This is a genomic window from Bosea sp. 685, assembly GCF_031884435.1.
Lineage (GTDB): Bacteria > Pseudomonadota > Alphaproteobacteria > Rhizobiales > Beijerinckiaceae > Allobosea.
Genome location: NZ_CP134779.1, coordinates 1,897,849 through 1,914,213 on the forward strand (window position 1 = coordinate 1,897,849; position 16,365 = coordinate 1,914,213).

The following is a 16,365-nucleotide window of genomic DNA, read 5'->3' on the forward strand; positions in this document are numbered from 1 at the left end:
CAAAAGCGGGGCGGCTGTGTTCGAGAATTTCAAACTCGACTTTATTGAAACGCCCGAAGCGACATTGCGCGTCCGCTACGGCGGAGCCGGGCCGCCCGTGCTGCTACTGCACGGACATCCACGCACCCACACGACCTGGCATCGTGTCGCGCCTATTCTCGCGCGGACCCACACGGTCGTTTGCCCGGATCTGAGAGGTTTTGGCCAGTCAGATAAACCTCCGGATAGCGCCGATCATTCCGGTTCGTCAAAGCGCGCCAAGGCTCGCGATTGCATCGCCCTGATGAGGTCGTTGGGCTTTGACCGCTTTGCTCTGGTTGGCCACGATCGTGGCTCGTACACCGCCTTCCGCATGGCGATGGACCACCCGGAATCGGTCAGCTCTCTCGCCATTCTCGATGGCGTCCCGATTATCGAGGCCCTGGAACGCTGCACCGAACGATTTGCGCGCCAATGGTGGCACTGGTTCTTCTTTGCGCAGCCTGACAAGCCGGAGCGGGCCATTCTCGCTGATCCCGACGCTTGGTATGGCGGCTCGCCGGAGGCCATGGGCATCGAGAATTTTGCTGACTTCCAACGCGCGATCCGCGACCCCGAGACGGTGCATGGCATGATCGAAGACTATCGAGCTGGTCTCGGCATTGATCGCGCGCATGACGAAGAGGATCGCCGCCAAGGGAAGGTCCTGAGATGTCCGGTATTGAGCCTATGGTCGCTGCGCGACGATCTGGAGGATGTATACGGTGATGTACTGGCGGTCTGGAGGCCCTGGGCGCCGGACCTGCGCGGCCATGGCATCGATAGCGGGCATCACATGGCCGAGGAGGCGCCTGATCGGCTGGCGGCGGAGTTGCTCCGCTTCATGCGCACCGACAGGCCAGGACCGTAGCGCGTATCGAGAGCTGTGCCTTGATATCTGCGTGCCGACATCCATATACCATCCGTATGGATGGTATATGGATGAAACATGAAAACGCCCGATAGCGAAAAACTGACCCTGAATCTGGGCTTCGTGGACCTTGGCCGTATCGACCTCCTAGTCAGGGATGGCTTTTACTCGAACCGCTCGGATTTCATTCGCACGGCGATCCGTAACCAGCTTTCGACGCATGCCGAGGTCGCGGAGAAAGCCACGACGCGGCTGGCTCTCGAACTTGGACTGCGAACTTTCACCCGGCAGGATCTGGAGGCGGTCATCGCCGCCGGTGAACGCCTTGAGATCCGGGTTCTGGGCCTGGCTATCATCGCAAACGACGTCTCTCCGAAGCTTGCCAGAGACGCCATCGCCTCCCTGACGGTTCTCGGCGCGCTGCATGCTGCTCCCGAGATCAAGGCCGCTTTGGCCGACCGCCTGACATGACACAAAGGACATTTCCCATGAACCCGCGCTTTCACGCCGCTATCGGCGAAGCCATGAGCCGCCTCCGAACGGCCGACGTCGCGGGCGCAACGGCTGCGGTGCAGCGCGCGCTCTCCGGCGAGGCCCCGCAAGGACAACGGCGCGCCGAAGACGGCAAGGCAAGCGCGGTCGGGTTCAAGGCTCCTCTCCCGCGCCGGCTTGGTGATGTCCTGCGAACACTTCGCAACGAGCGAGGTCAGTTCGAGCACGCCGCAGCGGAGACCAAGCGCGGTCCTGATGCCTCAGACGATGACGAGCGCTTTTGCCAACGCAACTTTCAGGCTGCGGCCGGATCGGTGACGTACAAACTTTACATACCAGCGGGCCATGCCGAGCGGGAACTGGCGCTGGTCATGATGCTGCATGGCTGCACGCAGGACCCGGACGATTTTGCGCGCGGGACGCGGATGAACGCACTGGCCGACGAATTCGGCTTGATCGTCGCCTATCCGCACCAACCGCGATCGGCCAACGCGCAAGGCTGTTGGCAATGGTTCGATACACGTCATCAGAGGCGTGGTTCAGGCGAGCCCGCGGTACTGGCGGGCCTGGCCCAGGAACTGGCCGCAGACTTCAAGATCGATGGCAAGCGGGTCTTCGTTGCGGGTCTGTCGGCAGGTGGCGCAATGGCGGATGTGCTGTCTGCGACCTATCCCGACGTCTTTTCCGCGGCCGGCATTCATTCGGGCCTGCCGCATGGGGCAGCCAGCGACGTCATGTCGGCATTCGCCGCAATGAAGGGCTCCTCGAAAGCGGCCTATCAGGCGCGAGAAATGGCTGGCAGAAAGATCATCTTCCACGGCGACGCCGATGTCACGGTCAACCCGTCAAATGGCAAGATGCTGTTCGACGGAGCGCAGTCTCGCCATGGGAAGCTGCCGGAGGTCACGACCGATGGCATCGTAAACGGCAAACGCGTCACCCGGACGTTGCTCGGCCCGGCAACCGGTCCCGCGATCGCCGAGTATTGGATCGTTCATGGCAGTGGCCACGCCTGGTCGGGCGGTGACAATAAAGGGAGCTTTGCAGACGCAACAGGCCCCGATGCCTCGCGTGAGATGATCCGATTTTTCCTCCAAAGTTGAGGAGAGACCGGGGGAATGCAAAAGGCAGGCGGAGCGCTTATCGAGGGCTGATCCGAACCGGCGTCGCATATTGGACCTTTCCGGCCGAGGGGACGGTGGTTGCGCGCTGGCCTAGAGCGGTTTCCGATCCAACTGGATCGTTCAACAGCTCTAGCCCCTTGTTTTAACGCGTTTTCTTCACGCGAACCGGTAGCCACTTCGCTCGAAAACGCTCTAAGCATCACCGTCGGCATCGGCCTTATCGCGAGCGCTGCCCTGCGTTATCCAATCCTCAGAGGCCGAGTCGGCTTCCGCGACGCGGCGAGCAACCTGGTCAGACGCGCTCGCTTATTCGACCGTCCATTGGCAGATTCGAAAGTCGCGCGAGCGCTTCCGCATGTCGAGGTGGAGGTGATCTTTATGGGCGCTGTCAGATCCCGGCCCGAGAACGGTCGTAAATCTTGCGCACGCGCTCTTGCTGATCGCGCCACGCATCGACAGCGTCGCCGCGTCGCGGCCAGCCAGCGGGATGATGCGCCCGTCCTGCATTTTCAACGCGCTGACATCCAGCGCGTTGCCGCTGGCGTGCTCACTGATCGGAGCGCCCGCGACACCGTTGCGTGGACGACAGGCATGTCCACCGACACCGGCCAGAGTGGCGAGCTTGGCGTTCTCACCTGCGGCTATCTCCGAGAGGTCGTCGCGAATCCATGCCAGGACTTCGAGCGCAAACGAGCAGCGGACCGTGATCGCGCTGTCCAGCTCGACTTTGGATCCGTCCGGCCTGTCGATACGCTCGAACGTGACCGGATCGTCGATACCGCAGTCGCCGGAGCTGCTGGCTGGTGCCGGGGAAAGTGCTACGCCACCGCGCTCCTTGAACGTCCCGACGCAGGCTGATGGGCCCGGTGATTTCTCCGATAGTTCCGCCTGCGAGGGCGTGGAGGCGGCCTTCGCCTTCGGGTCAGGTGCGAACTCGGCCGGGCGCCGCGGCGGCAGGGGCATGATTATCAAGGTTCGCGTCGGGCGCGCTGATCGTTTCGCCCCAACGGCACGATCCGGAGCGGCCGGCGCAGACGAGGCCGGTACCAGACTCATGAGCAAGGCGACCGAGATTGCGACGGCCTGCCAATATCGGCTCTGGACACGCACGCATTCAGTCCACGAAGCGCACCGGCACGCCCGGCTTCACCAGGTCGGCGAGTTCCTCCGCATCCCAGTTCGTCAGCCTTACACAGCCATGCGACGTCGTCTTGCTGACCTGCGAGGGTTCGGGGGTGCCGTGAATTCCGTACGTCGGCTTGGACAGCGCAATCCAGATCGTGCCGACCGGGCCATTGGGGCCGGGTGGGAGCACGAGGGTCTCGGTGTTCTTGCCCTGCTGGAAGTTTTTTTCGGGATCGTAGGTGTAGTTCGGATTCCTTGCCACCCTCTCGACCGTGTATTCGCCCGTAGGAGACGGGGTGTTCTCGCTGCCGATGGTGGCCGGATAACTCGCCAGAACCTTGTCATCCGCGGCGAAGACGACAACCATTCCGGTGCTCTTGACCGCGTCGATCCGTTGGGCGCTGCCCTTCTCGAGCGAGCGTCCGGCCGAGACCACGAAGAGGCTCTCGCCTGGCGCCGAGAAAGCCGCGCCGGGATTGAGGGCCCTCAAAAGCTTCTCGCTCATGTGAAAGCGCTCTCCCAGCATCTCCTCGGGGCTCGTGTAGGAGAGGCGCTTCATCCTGGCCTGCTTGGCATAGTCGCGCGGTATGGCGTCGGCGAAGTCGTACGCTGCGTCCTTTTCCGAGAGCTTGTACTCGGTCACGACATCGTTGGCGCTGTCGCCACCAAGGCCGAGCCAGGCGAGCTCATCTATCTCATCGCCGCCGCCAAGGTTCGCCTGACGTCGGAACTGCGCAACGGCCTTGCGAAAGTTCTCACCGTCGCCACCGTCGATGACACCTGGCGATATGCTGCGACGACTGAGCAGCACCTGGGCCTTGACGATAAAGGGATCCGGTCCCGCCTCCGACTGGCGCTGCCGGTCGGAGAACGTCACCTGGTTAATCTGATCAGCAGTGAGTGCGAGAACTGAGTTTGTTCTGAGCCCCAGAACCACCGCCAGCATCGCCATGCATAGATTGGCAGTTCTCATAGAAGCCCCCCTTGAGCCAACGATCTCTATCCAGCTGAAACGCGCCTGGACGGGGGAAGCACCGAGCAAGGCTCGCGAAAGCCTCGCCCGGCGGGACCCGTTCAACGCCGGCCGAACAAGGTGCTAAGATCCATTTCCTCGTCCCGATGCTTTCCGCCGAGCTGGGCAGCGAGCCAGGCGGCCGCAGCGCCGAGCAGGAGCACGGCTGCCGTCAGGAAGGCCGTGATGACCGCAGTCTTGCGTGCGCGCTCGGCGGCCTGCTTGGCGGTTTCCTTGGCCTGTTCGAGCTTGGCGAAGGCATCATCGACGCGCTTCTGGGCCTCGGGCTGCGGGATGCCCATTCGAGCCGCAACGCGAGCGGCGATGTAGTCGCGATCCGCCTGTTCGAGCTTTCCGGAACTCAGCCCGGTTATGAGGATCCGCGAGGCTTCCTCGCGCTCGCTTGCGGTCGGGGGCGTCGTTCCCGTGGATCTCATGACAGAGTCCAGTGCCGAGCCCAGCGGATCGGCCTGCTGGCTGATCAGATTGGCTGCGCCACCGGATACTGCAGCTGCCCCAGTGACGGCGGTCTTGGCTGCGCCGAACAGCGACGAGCTTGCGACGATCGTCACGAGCAGCGCTCCGGCGGCCCAGACAACGAGGCCGTGGGCGCCGTCGCGGACATGGCGCTCATGGTTGCTGGCATCGCCCGCCGGACGGCGCATGCGGCCCGCGAGGTACCCGCCGGCATAACAGGCCGAGACGGTGATCCAGATGGCCCAGAGGCCGCCGGCGATGGTGAGCGCAATCAAGCTGGAGGAGCGCGCCGTATCGGCCGAGACCATCGATAATCCCAGCGCTGAGCCGAAAGCGGCCATGACCGTGGTGATGGCCGCTGAAAGAACCGCGCCACCGAAAATGGCGCTCCATTCGAGATAGGAGCCGTCCGATCCGCTCTTGGCGATAGCTGGGGAGACGACGACGACGTCAGTTGTGCCCATCGACATGATGCCGCTCCCTATCGCAAGCCGAGGAACGAAAGGATGGCCAACACGACCACGATAAGCCCGACGAGATAAATGATGCCGTCCATGATGCCCTCCCGTTGCATCGCCACACATGTGACTGCTGTAGAACGAGCATAGTGGTCACATAGTTCCCGTCGGAGCCCGGATGAATGGAACACTCAGGACGATGATGGGTTGATCAGTCATATAGCGGGAGGTTCGATCATGGGACGCGGTATATTACTTTGGATGTTGGGAATTCCCCTGCCGATCATTATTCTCCTGGCCTTGTTTCGCTAGGCGCGCGACAGAGCGATCTTGCCGGGATGTCCAAGCACGCTCCCTGAAGGATCTGGGATTTTGTCGCGCCCTGGTGGCTGGAAACAAAGCCGGCGCGATCGATTGTATGGGCGGCCTGACTCGGTCGCCCCTCCGCTCGACACAACAGCTTCCGGCGCCCAAAAGCTTCCGGCGCCCAAGAGCTTCCGGCGCCCAAGAGCTTCCCGCGCCCAAGACATTCGCATCGAAGACATTCGCCTCACAGAGCGGCAGTGGTTCGCCTTTACCACTCGCTTGGGAACAGCCCTGCGCGTGGCACGTTGAAAGGGGTGAGGCTTGGCTGCCGGGTTGGGGCTTCTTCGGGGGTAGCTTTATGCATCTGACGGCGAAAGACAGGTTGATTGCGGCCCTGGCTGCGCAGCTTCGCGCCGAACGTGAGACGCGCGACGCGCTCGCCTTCGTCATCGCCAACGGCCAGCTGGATACCGATGTTCTCACGGCCATCCTGACCGACCCGGTTCCGGTGTTCACGCAGGACGATCTCAATCGCGCCGATGCTCTGTCCCGGCAGGCTCCGTCTGGGAAGGATCTGTCTGGGAAGGATCTGTCTGGGAAGGATCTATCCCGGCAAAATCGGTCCCGGAAGGATGCGCCCCGGCGTGGCGGCAAGGCATCGCGGCGGGAGGCGGCATAATGGCTCCGCGTCCCGCCTGGAAGGGCTATCTCAAGCTCTCGCTTGTGTCCTGCGCCGTCGAACTGACTGGTGCGACGGATCACAGCGAGAAGGTCTCCTTCCGCATCCTGAACCGCAAGACCGGCAACACCGTCCGCCGGCAATATATCGACAGCGTCACCGGCAAGCCGGTGCCCGATGACGATGAGGTCAAGGGCTATGAGATCGGCGACGACGAGTATCTGCTGGTCGAGGAGGATGAGATCGACGCGGTCCAGATCGAATCCTCGCACACCCTGGCGATCGAGCATTTCGTCGACCGCGACGATATTTCGCAGATCTATTTCGACATGCCCTATTACGTCACCCCGTCGGATGACGCCTCGGAAGAGGCCTTTGCGGTGATCCGCGAGGCGATGGCGCGGCAAGACAAGGCCGGGATCGCGCGCATCGTGCTGTATCGCCGCGAGCGCCCGGTGATGATCGAGCCCTTCGACAAGGGCCTGCTGCTGACGACGCTGCGCTACGACAAGACGGTGCGCAAGCCAGACGAGGTCTTTGCCGGCCTCGCCAAGTCCAGATTGGATCCGGAGCTGATCGAACTGGCGACCCACATCATCGACAAGAAACAGGCGGCATTCGACCCCTCCCATTTCGAGGACGGCTATGAGGCGGCGCTGCTGGAGCTGATCCAGGCCAAGCAGAAGGGCAAGACGCCGTCGGTGGTGCAGGCGGCCGAGCGCCCGGCCAATGTCGTCAATCTGTTCGACGCGCTCAAGCAGAGCCTTGCAGGGGACAGCGGAGCCAAGAGTCCTGCGTCGAAGAGTCCTGCATCGAAGACACCGGCATCAAAGACTCCGGCAGCGGAGAAAGCGGCCGCTCGAAAATCCGCCGCCAAACCCCGCAAGGCCGCCAAAACCCGCAAGAGCGTCTGATCGGCGGAGGCCCGGACCATGGCCAGTCTCGAGCTTTATCGTGCCAAGCGGAATTTTGCGCGCACCGGGGAGCCGAAAGGCGCCGCGGCGCGCGACAAGGCGATAAGCCGGGGCGGTGCCTTCGTCATTCACAAACATGCGGCGCGCCGCCTGCATTACGACCTCAGGCTCGAACATGAGGGCGTGCTCTGGTCCTGGGCCGTGACGCGCGGTCCCAGTCTCGATCCCGACGACAAGCGCCTCGCCGTACATGTCGAGGACCACCCGATCGAATATGGCGCCTTCGAGGGAACCATACCCGAGGGTCAATACGGCGCCGGCTCGGTCATCATCTGGGACGAAGGCCAGTGGCTTCCCGAGGGCGACCCCACCTTCGGCATGAGCAAGGGCCATCTCGCCTTCACGCTGGAAGGGCATAAGCTCGCCGGCAAATGGCATCTGGTTCGGCTGAAACCCCGGCGTGGCGAAAAGCGAGACAACTGGCTCTTGATCAAGGTCCGGGACGAATTCGCCAGGGATGACGAGGACATCCTGGAAATCGCGCCGCTTTCAGTGAAATCCGGGCGAAGCATCGAGGAGATCGGCGCGGACGGCACGAAGCTCTGGCCGAAGACGAAGCGGCCCGGAGCGGGCGCTCGCAAGGTGGCGGGCACGAAACGGGGCGCGGTCACAAGAACGGCCAAAGCTGGCGTGGTGCTTCCGCCTTTCGTCGAGCCCTGCCTCGCAACCTTGCAGGACAAGCCGCCGGCAGGAGACAACTGGCTGCACGAGGTCAAGTTCGACGGTTACCGGCTGCAGGCGCGGATCGAGGCCGGACAAGTGAGCGAAGCCGGCAAGGTAAGATTATCGACGCGCTCGGGGCTCGACTGGACGGAACGCTTCGGCGCAACGCTTGTGGAAGCGCTCGCGAAGCTGCCTTGCGAAACGGCGCTGATCGATGGTGAGGTCGTTGCCCTGGGCGAGACCGGCATTTCGTCTTTCTCGGCCCTGCAGGAGGCGCTCTCCGAAGGGCGCACCGGCAATCTCGTCTTCTTCGCCTTCGATCTGCTGCATCTCGACGGTGAGGATCTGCGGGCCGAGCCGCTGCTGGCGCGCAAGGAGCAGCTCGAAGCCGTGCTCCAGAGCACCGCGCCAGACGGCCCGCTGCGCTACAGCGAGCATTTCGTCGAGCCCGGCCAGACCATGTTGCGCCATGCCTGCCGCATGGGGCTGGAGGGCGTCGTCTCCAAGCGGGTCGACGCGCCCTATCGCAGCGGTCGCGGGCGCGACTGGATCAAATCGAAATGCACCCAGCGCCAGGAATTCGTCGTCGCCGGCTATGTGCCCTCCAAGGGCTCTGGGCGTGAGCTCGGCTCGCTCGTGCTCGGCTACCAGGCCGATGGCGCGCTGCAGCCAGCGGGACGGGTCGGGACCGGCTTCACCCGCAAATCCGCCGCCGCAGTCAAGCGAAAGCTCGATGGGATAAGGACCGAAAACCCGCCCTTCGCGGGCGCCACTGGGCGTGACCGTGAGGTGGTCTGGGTCGAGCCCGAGCTCGTCGCCGAAATCGAGTTTCGCGCCTGGACCGCGTCAAAAACGCTGCGGCATGCTTCTTTCCTCGGCCTGCGCGAGGACAAGCCCGTCGCTGAGGTCGTGGCGGAAACGCCGGTTTCGTCCAGGACGACCTCGCAGGCTTCGGCACCGAAGGCCAAGGCCAACTCGGCCAAGGCCATCTCGGCAAAGCCCGGAGGGGTGCCGCCGACGCGCGCCGAGACCACGGTCAAGCTCAGCAACCCCGACAAGCCGCTCTGGCCCGAAATCGGGCTCACCAAGCAGGGCCTGCTCGACTATTACGCGAGCGTCTGGCCATTGATGCGGCCCTTCGTCGTCGATCGGCCTCTCAGCCTGCTGCGCGCTCCCAACGGCATCACCGGCCATGCCTTCTTCCAGAAGCACGCCGGCCCCGGCCTGAACAAGGCGGTCGCGACACGCCGCGACACGGATGGCGAGGAGCTGCTGTATATCCGCGATTTTGACGGGCTGGCCGCCCTGGTCCAGCTCGGCACGGTCGAAATCCATGTCTGGGGTGCGACGATCGACGCGATCGAAACCCCCGACCAGGTCATCTTCGATCTTGATCCGGACGAAGGCGTGCCGCTCGAGCGCGTGCGCGAGGCCGCGCTCACCATTCGCGAGCGGCTCGGCGAGCTCGGTTTCACCAGCTTCCTGAAGACCTCCGGAGGCAAGGGCTTCCATGTCGTCATGCCGCTCAAGCCCAGAGCCGATTGGGAACGTGTGAAGGCCTTCGCCCGCGATTTCGCCAGGGCGATCGAACAGGCTGAGCCGGAGCTCTATACGGCGACTCTGTCGAAGAAGGCGCGCAAGGGCCGCATCTTCATCGACTACCTTCGCAATGGCCGGGGCGCGACGGCGATCGCGCCCTATTCGACGCGAGCGCGGCCGGGGGCCGCGATAGCGATGCCGGTTCGTTGGGAGGGGCTGGAGCACGGCCTGAAACCTGATGACTTCCACGTCATGGGTGATCTGACCAAAATCACCTCTGACGACGCCTGGGCCGATTTTGGCGGGGAGAAAGCGCTGTAGCGGGCAAGCCTCGACCTTCTCCGTTTCACAGGACGGGAAATATCGAGGGTCATGGATCGCTTGCTCCCGGCATGCGCTTCGCTCTCGCCCTGCCGGGAGGAGGGAAGGTTGTCGAGCCGGGATCGGTGGAGCTGGTGACGCGTCGGAGCACGGAGCATGTCGGACGGGAACGGTCTGGCGAGGATTCGCCTGAAGCGGGTGCGCGGCGAGGACTTGACGATTCAGCGTCATCCCCGAGGGCGAGGGTTTTCCTATCTAGACGAGAACGGCAATACGATCCGCGACACGCGGACGCTCGCGCGCATCCGCTCGCTTGCCGTTCCCCCGGCCTATCGCGACGTCCGCATCGCGGCTGATCCATGCGCCCATTTGCAAGCGCTCGGCCGGGACGAGGCCGGGCGCATCCAGCACCGCTATCATCCACAATGGGACAGGGTGCGCGAGCGTCGCAAGCTCAAGCGGCTGCACGCCCTCATCGGGGCGCTGCCGGGGTTGAGGGCCGCTGTTGCGCGTGACATGGGCTCGGTGACGCTCAACCGGGACAAGGCGCTGGCTTGCGCCGTTGCGATCATGGATCGCGGCCATATTCGCGTCGGGCACGAAGTCTATGCCGAGGCGAATGGGAGCTATGGAGCGTCGACATTGCTCAAGCGCCACGTCGAGCTGTGCGGCGGGCGGGTCGAGCTCTCGTTCCGGGGCAAAGGTGGCAAGGCGATCGCATGCGCCTTCGCGGATGCGCGCCTGGCCCGCGCGCTCCAACGCCTGCTGAGATTACCCGGGCGCCGTTTGCTGCAATACTGCGGTGAAGGCGGCGCGAGCGTTCCCATAAGGGCCGACGAGATCAACACCTATCTTCGCCAGATCACGGGGATGCCGATCAGCAGCAAGGATTTGCGCATGTTGGCCGGTAATGCGGCGGCGGCCGAACTGTTGCTCGCGGCCGATATCGAAGTCTCCAAGGCCGGTAGGAAGCGTCAGCTCGCCCATATCATGCGCGATATCGCGGAACGCTTGACGAACACCCCGGCCGTGGTCCGCAAGAGCTATGTTCACGAGTTGGTGGTCCGCTCCTTTGCCAATGGCCGGCTCAAGGCATCCTACGAGAAAAGCCGGGCGAGTTCCGGCTGTTCCCGCATAGAACGGGCGCTCGCGCGCCTCACGGCGTAGCGGGACGACGCTCCCCCTGACCCAGTGCCCACTTCGCTCGAAAACGCGCTAGCGCGGCTTATCCCGACGGCTGCAGACGGGCTCGGCTTTCCCCGCGCTACTGCGCTCGCTCGCTTGCCTCAGGATGATCGCGATGCCGACGAGGACGATCGCCATGCCGACCAGCGAAAGGGTGGCCGGGATTTCGCCCAGGACAAGCCAGCCAAGGAGAATGCCGACCACCGGATTCACGTAAGCGAATGTGGATGCGATGGACGGCGTGAAGCTGCGCACGACATGGATGAAGGACATCAGGCCGATGACCGAGGCGAAGACAATCAGGAAGGCGAAGGCGCCGAGTTGGGCGTTGCTGGGCGCGAGGGGAAGCGCGGCGCCCTCGACTAAGGCGGGAAGCGTCGGCACCAGCGCGGCTGCGAGGATCTGATAGGTCGCCGTCCAGGCTGGCCCGCTGCGGCCCATCAGCGGGCGTTGCAGCAGAGTGCCCAGCGCCCAGCTCATCCCGGCTCCGGCGAGGCAGGCCAGGGTCGCATGCGCATGCTCGGGATCCAGCGTGGCTCTATCGCCGGCGAGCAGTGCCGGCGCCATGACCAGGACGAGACCGCACAGGCCGATCGCAAGCCCGGCCAGCATCCTCGGCTGCGGTTTCTCGCCCCGAAACAGAAGGTCCAGCAGGCTGCTCCAGAGCGGGATGGCGCCCAGAGCCATCACGACGAAGTTTGAGGCCGCATGCAGCGACGCGACGGCGGCGAGCCCGTTGCCACCGACCCACATCAACACGCCCGAGAGCGCGCATAGCCAAAAATCGCGCCGGGACAGGCGAGGCGGCCGGCCGGAGGTGATGGCGCTGACGGCGGCCAGCAGCAGCGCTGCGCCCCAGAGGCGCGCGGTCTGCAGCTGCAGCACCGTGATCGTCGCAGGCCCGCTCAGGCAGATCTTGACGGCAAGATAGGCTGCTCCCCAGACGAGATAGATGATCAGGAGATGCCCGTAGGACAGGAGCGACGGCGAAGGGGATGAGGCGGCGACCGCCGCCTCGCGAGTCTTCATGATCGGGGATGCCTGTGCTGCTGGCGGCATGCCGGCGTTCTCTGCCGGCCGGCACGCCGGTTGACTCAGAGGGCCGCGATGATCGCGATCTCGACGGTGAATTGGGGGGCGGCCAGTCTTGCCTCCACGCAGGCGCGCGCAGGCGTCGCACCCGGGACGACCCAGCCGTCCCAGACCGCGTTCATCTCGGCGAAGGACGAGATATCGCTCAACCAGATCGTTGCGGAGATCAGCTTGTCCCGCGCGCTCCCGGCCTCGGTCAGCAGCGCGTCGATCCGCCCGAGGATGTCGCGGGTCTGGTCGGTGACGGAGGCGCCGGGCGCACCGAGGGCAACCTGGCCCGCCAGATGGACGCTGCCGGCATGGATGACGGCCTGGCTCATGCGTGGGCCGGGCTGGATTCGCGCGGGGGCGGTCATGTGAAGAACTTTCGATGGATATGCTGGTTGGAAATTGGCGAACCGGACGGTGCCGGAACAAGTCTGGTCAGGCGATGCCGCGCTCGAAGAGACGTCCGGCTTCCGGCATCGCGTCCTCGACCCCGGCGAGCCGCAAGCTGTGCCAGGCCATGGCGTGGTTGCTCGAGGTGACCGGGATGCCGATGCGCTGCTCCAGGCGCGCCACCGCTTCGGCGACGCGAAGGCTGGTGCAGGACACGAAGATCGCCTCCACGCCGGGCTGCGCGGCGAGCGTCTCGGCGGCTGCCTCGATCGAAGCGACCGAGATCAGCGCGGCCTCGCGGTCATCGGGCCGGTCGAAGGTCGCAAAGACGGGCACGGCGATACCGCGCGACTGGAAATAGCGGGCGAGATTGGCGTTGATGACGGGAGCGTAGGGCGTGAGCAGGCCGATGCGCCCGACATTCAGCGCAGCGAAAGCGGCGAGCGCGCCGGTCACCGGCGTCGTGCAGGCGATGCCGGGGCGCGCCTTGCGGATCTCGCCGAAGACATACTCCTCGCCCAGCGTCATCGTGGCCGAGGTGCAGCCGAAGGCGACGACGTCGAGCGGCAAGCCGGGCAGGATCAATTCGGTGCAAGGTGCGATGCGCGGGCCGATCGCGCGCAGTGTCTCCGGCGTGATCTCGGCGTCGTTGAACAGCCTCGCCTCGTAAAAGGCGATGCCGGGCGCGCGGATCAGCGAACGGTATTCGTGTTCCAGCGTCTGGTCGGTGGCGAGCACGACGAGGCCGATCGCGGCGCGTGAGCCAAGCGGCGCGTCGAGGACGGAGGGCAGGACGCCGAGATCGAACGGCGTGGCGGTGGGCGAGGGGGCGAGTGCGGACATGGACGAGCGGTCCTTTCGCGTTCAGGCGGCCAGGAGGCCGTCCATCGGGATGGCGGGAGTGCGGCCGGCGATCAGGTCGGCCGTGATGCGGGCCGAGCCATGCGACATGGTCCAGCCGATATGGCCGTGGCCGGTGTTGAGGAAGAGGTTGGCGTAGCGCTGGCGACCGAAGATAGGCAGGTTCGTCGGCGTCATCGGCCTCAGGCCGGCCCACATCTCGGCGCGGTCGTAATCGGCGCCCTCGGGGTAGAGCTCCTGCGTGACGCGCTTCATGAAGGCGAAATCGGCGGGTTTGTGGCTCTTGTCGTAGCCGGCGAATTCGGCCGTGGCGGTGACGCGGATGCGCTCGCCGAAGCGCGAGATCGCGACAAGGTTATGCTCGTCGACGCTGGCCAGGCTCGGAGGCTGCGGGCGGTTGCCAACCGGAATCGTCAGGGAATAGCCCTTGATCGGATAGATCGGCAGGGACAGCCCGATGCGGCGCGCGAGGCCGGCACTTTGCGCGCCCAGCGCCAGCACATAGGCGTCGCCCTTGAGTGGGCCCTTGTCGGTGGTAACCCGCGCGATGCCGTCGCCGGCCGTCTCGATCCCGGTGATCGTCGTGGCGGTCAAGATCTCGCCGCCGCGCGCCGCCACGATCGCGGCGAGCGCCCGGGTGAACAGGGCGGAATCGCCGGTCTCGTCAGTCGGGCAATGGATCGCGCCGGCGATCTTGCTGCCCATGCCGGCGAGCGCGGGGTCGAGCGCGACCACGCCGGCCCAGTCCAGCACCTTGATGATCTGCCCATCGGACTCCAGCAGCTTCATCTGCTGCACGCCGCGATCGAGCGCCTCCTGGCTGCGGTGGAAATAGAGGATGCCGCGATCGTTGCGGTCATAGGCGATCGTCTCCTGCCCGATGACCTCCTGCAGCACGGCCTGCGAATAGGCCGCCAGCCGGTGCTTGAGCAGCGTATTGCGCTTCGCCTTGGCCTTTGTGCACTCCATCAGGAACGCCAGGGACCAGCGATAGAGCTGCGGATCGGCCGAGAGTCTGAAGCGCAGCGCCTGGTCCTTGAGGAACAGCGACTTCAGCAGGATCATCGGTGCCTTGGGGGAGGACCAGACGAAGGAATGGCCGGGCGCGATCATGCCGGCATTGCCCCAACTCGCCTCCGCCGCGACCTGCGCGTTGCGCTCGATCAGCACGACCTCGTGGCCGTCCTTCTGGAGCTGATAGGCCGTCGTCACGCCGACGACGCCGCCTCCCAGGATGATGATGCGTTTTGCCATGCTCGCTCCTCCCAGATGGTTCTGCCCGATGGTTCTGGTTGCCAGGCGGTTTTTCACTGCGCGCCGAGATAGAGCCCGGCGAGCTCCGGGTTGTCGATGAGCTCCGAGGCGCGCTGCTCGATGGCGACGCGGCCGAGCGAGAGCACATAGGCACGCTCCGAGACCGCCAGCGCCTGGGCCGCATTCTGCTCGACCATCAGGATGGTCATGCCGGTGCGGTCGCGGATGCGCACGATCTCGTCGAAGACCTCGTCCATCATCACCGGCGAGAGGCCGGCGTCGCCGCGTATCAAAGTGAGTACACTTTATAATTCTGCTGGTGATGCGCAATCCGAAATATTGTGCGGAAGCTGCCTGCGCGCCGGGCAGACTGGGTGGTTTCGCGGCAAAAAGGCGGGGATGGTCGGGGGGAGGAGGGCGGTCCGGGTGGCGCCCGCTCCTCAGGATGAGGGCTCAGGGGGCCAGACAGCCTCATGGGGCAGGCCGTTCATCCTCGGACCCGCTGCGTCATCCTGGACAAGCGGCGAAGCCGCGCAGCTCCGGGATCCATCGAAGGGCTCAGCACTCTACGATGGATCCCGGGACTTCGCTGCGCGAAGCCCAGGATGACGGCGTGGTTTTGAGCCTAAGCACTCTGCTCCTGGAGCATCCTTCGAGACGCCAATCCCAAGGGAAATAGCGTCTCGAAGGATGAGGGCTCGGGAGGTTTCGAAACGCTCTCTCAGGCGGCCTTGCCGAAGAAGATCAGGGCGAGCCCGCGCGTGGCGACATCGATGGCATGGGCCGAGCTCAGCGTGATGTGCTTTTGCAGGATCGCGGCGCCCTTGGCGGCGTCGCGCCGACGTAAGGCGCCGATGATCGCGGCATGCTCCTGGTAGCTTCCGGTCCGCTGCGCCAGGACTTCGAGATTGACGCGGCGGAAGAACCGGATCCGGGAGGCGAGCGCCTCGAGCGCCGAGGCCATCTGGGTGTTCTTGGAGAGCTTTGTCAGCGCCATGTGGAAGGCTTCGTCGGCGAGCGCGATCTTCGCCCAAGAGCCTTGCTCGTCGAGGTCGCTATGCTGTTCCCAGGCCGCGATGGTCGCCTCGACCTCATGATCTGTGGCGCGCTCGCAAGCGAGCACGAAGGCGGCGCATTCGATGGCGGAACGCAGTTCGTAGAGGTCGCGGACGGCGTCGGGCGTCAGATTGCGCGCGTAAAAACCCTTGTTCGGCACCGAGACGACGAAGCCGTCGCTCTCCAGCCGGTTGAGGGCGGCGCGGACCGGCGTGCGGCTGACACCGAGCTGCGCAGCGAGCTCGACCTCATTGATCTTCTCGCCGGGCCGGAAGCGGAAGTCGATCGCGAACTCCTTCACGATCCCATAAATCCGCTCGACGCTGTCGGCTGCGCGTCCGCGCCGCTTGGGCTCTGCGCTCTTCTGCTCCGCTTCGAGCGCCTTCGCGCTCTGTCGAGTGGCCACGCTTCATCACTCCTATCCGACAGCACCTGCGGGTAGGCGGGGCGCAGGCATATAGGCCGCATGTGTATCATAGG

16 protein-coding genes are annotated in these 16,365 nt (G+C 64.7%); 7 read left to right on the plus strand and 9 right to left on the minus strand.

What is annotated here, in order from left to right; translation table 11 throughout:
• The first annotated feature begins 16 nt into the window (after nucleotides 1–16).
• The 3 genes from RMR04_RS10285 (at nucleotide 17) to RMR04_RS10295 (ending at nucleotide 2,484) form a co-directional block, all read left to right on the plus strand.
• A complete protein-coding gene (locus tag RMR04_RS10285; protein WP_311915790.1) occupies nucleotides 17–889 on the plus strand; it encodes an alpha/beta fold hydrolase in 873 nt (290 codons plus the stop codon).
• Between the two features lie 78 nt (nucleotides 890–967).
• Nucleotides 968–1,360: a CopG family transcriptional regulator gene (locus RMR04_RS10290; protein ID WP_311914565.1), complete on the plus strand. Its 393-nt coding sequence runs from the start codon at nucleotides 968–970 to the stop codon at nucleotides 1,358–1,360.
• 17 nt (nucleotides 1,361–1,377) lie between these two features.
• Nucleotides 1,378–2,484, plus strand: coding sequence for an extracellular catalytic domain type 1 short-chain-length polyhydroxyalkanoate depolymerase (locus RMR04_RS10295; RefSeq protein ID WP_311914566.1), 1,107 nt, complete (start codon nucleotides 1,378–1,380; stop codon nucleotides 2,482–2,484).
• A 327-nt stretch (nucleotides 2,485–2,811) separates the two neighbouring features.
• On the opposite strand, the gene RMR04_RS10300 is transcribed toward RMR04_RS10295, so the two are convergent.
• The 3 genes from RMR04_RS10300 to RMR04_RS10310 form a co-directional block, all read right to left on the minus strand.
• Complete coding sequence (locus RMR04_RS10300; protein WP_311914567.1) at nucleotides 2,812–3,468, minus strand: extensin-like domain-containing protein; 657 nt, start codon at nucleotides 3,466–3,468, stop codon at nucleotides 2,812–2,814.
• Nucleotides 3,469–3,619: 151 nt separating this feature from the next.
• Complete coding sequence (locus RMR04_RS10305) at nucleotides 3,620–4,582, minus strand: L,D-transpeptidase (RefSeq protein ID WP_311914568.1); 963 nt, start codon at nucleotides 4,580–4,582, stop codon at nucleotides 3,620–3,622.
• A gap of 122 nt (nucleotides 4,583–4,704) precedes the next feature.
• Nucleotides 4,705–5,589: a hypothetical protein gene (locus tag RMR04_RS10310; RefSeq protein ID WP_311914569.1), complete on the minus strand. Its 885-nt coding sequence runs from the start codon at nucleotides 5,587–5,589 to the stop codon at nucleotides 4,705–4,707.
• Nucleotides 5,590–6,241: 652 nt separating this feature from the next.
• Between RMR04_RS10310 and RMR04_RS10315 the strand changes: the two genes are divergently transcribed.
• The 4 genes from RMR04_RS10315 to RMR04_RS10330 all read left to right on the plus strand — a co-directional run bounded on the left by RMR04_RS10315 (nucleotide 6,242) and on the right by RMR04_RS10330 (nucleotide 11,226).
• Nucleotides 6,242–6,562 (plus strand): hypothetical protein, encoded by a 321-nt coding sequence (locus tag RMR04_RS10315; RefSeq protein ID WP_311916077.1) that lies wholly within the window; start codon nucleotides 6,242–6,244, stop codon nucleotides 6,560–6,562.
• Nucleotides 6,562–7,476: a non-homologous end joining protein Ku gene (locus RMR04_RS10320; protein WP_311914571.1), complete on the plus strand. Its 915-nt coding sequence runs from the start codon at nucleotides 6,562–6,564 to the stop codon at nucleotides 7,474–7,476. The genes RMR04_RS10315 and RMR04_RS10320 overlap by 1 nt, the downstream gene beginning before the upstream one ends.
• An 18-nt stretch (nucleotides 7,477–7,494) precedes the next feature.
• On the plus strand, nucleotides 7,495–10,059 hold the full coding sequence (gene ligD / locus RMR04_RS10325; RefSeq protein WP_311914573.1) for a DNA ligase D: 2,565 nt from the start codon (nucleotides 7,495–7,497) through the stop codon (nucleotides 10,057–10,059).
• A gap of 156 nt (nucleotides 10,060–10,215) precedes the next feature.
• A complete protein-coding gene (locus tag RMR04_RS10330) occupies nucleotides 10,216–11,226 on the plus strand; it encodes a DNA topoisomerase IB (protein ID WP_311914575.1) in 1,011 nt (336 codons plus the stop codon).
• 48 nt (nucleotides 11,227–11,274) lie between these two features.
• Here RMR04_RS10330 and RMR04_RS10335 read toward each other — a convergent pair whose 3' ends face one another.
• From RMR04_RS10335 to RMR04_RS10360, 6 genes are all read right to left on the minus strand, one after another.
• Nucleotides 11,275–12,273, minus strand: a complete 999-nt coding sequence (locus RMR04_RS10335) for a DMT family transporter (RefSeq protein WP_311914576.1) — start codon at nucleotides 12,271–12,273, stop codon at nucleotides 11,275–11,277.
• Between the two features lie 65 nt (nucleotides 12,274–12,338).
• Nucleotides 12,339–12,692: a RidA family protein gene (locus RMR04_RS10340; protein ID WP_311914577.1), complete on the minus strand. Its 354-nt coding sequence runs from the start codon at nucleotides 12,690–12,692 to the stop codon at nucleotides 12,339–12,341.
• A gap of 67 nt (nucleotides 12,693–12,759) precedes the next feature.
• Nucleotides 12,760–13,557 (minus strand): maleate cis-trans isomerase family protein, encoded by a 798-nt coding sequence (locus tag RMR04_RS10345; protein WP_311914578.1) that lies wholly within the window; start codon nucleotides 13,555–13,557, stop codon nucleotides 12,760–12,762.
• Nucleotides 13,558–13,578: 21 nt separating this feature from the next.
• Nucleotides 13,579–14,829: a D-amino acid dehydrogenase gene (locus RMR04_RS10350; protein WP_311914580.1), complete on the minus strand. Its 1,251-nt coding sequence runs from the start codon at nucleotides 14,827–14,829 to the stop codon at nucleotides 13,579–13,581.
• A 53-nt stretch (nucleotides 14,830–14,882) separates the two neighbouring features.
• Nucleotides 14,883–15,122 carry an ATP-binding cassette domain-containing protein gene (locus tag RMR04_RS10355; protein WP_311914582.1) on the minus strand — a complete coding sequence of 80 codons (240 nt, stop codon included), beginning with the start codon at nucleotides 15,120–15,122 and terminating at the stop codon, nucleotides 14,883–14,885.
• 428 nt (nucleotides 15,123–15,550) lie between these two features.
• Nucleotides 15,551–16,291: a GntR family transcriptional regulator gene (locus tag RMR04_RS10360; protein WP_311914583.1), complete on the minus strand. Its 741-nt coding sequence runs from the start codon at nucleotides 16,289–16,291 to the stop codon at nucleotides 15,551–15,553.
• Nucleotides 16,292–16,365 lie beyond the last annotated feature (74 nt).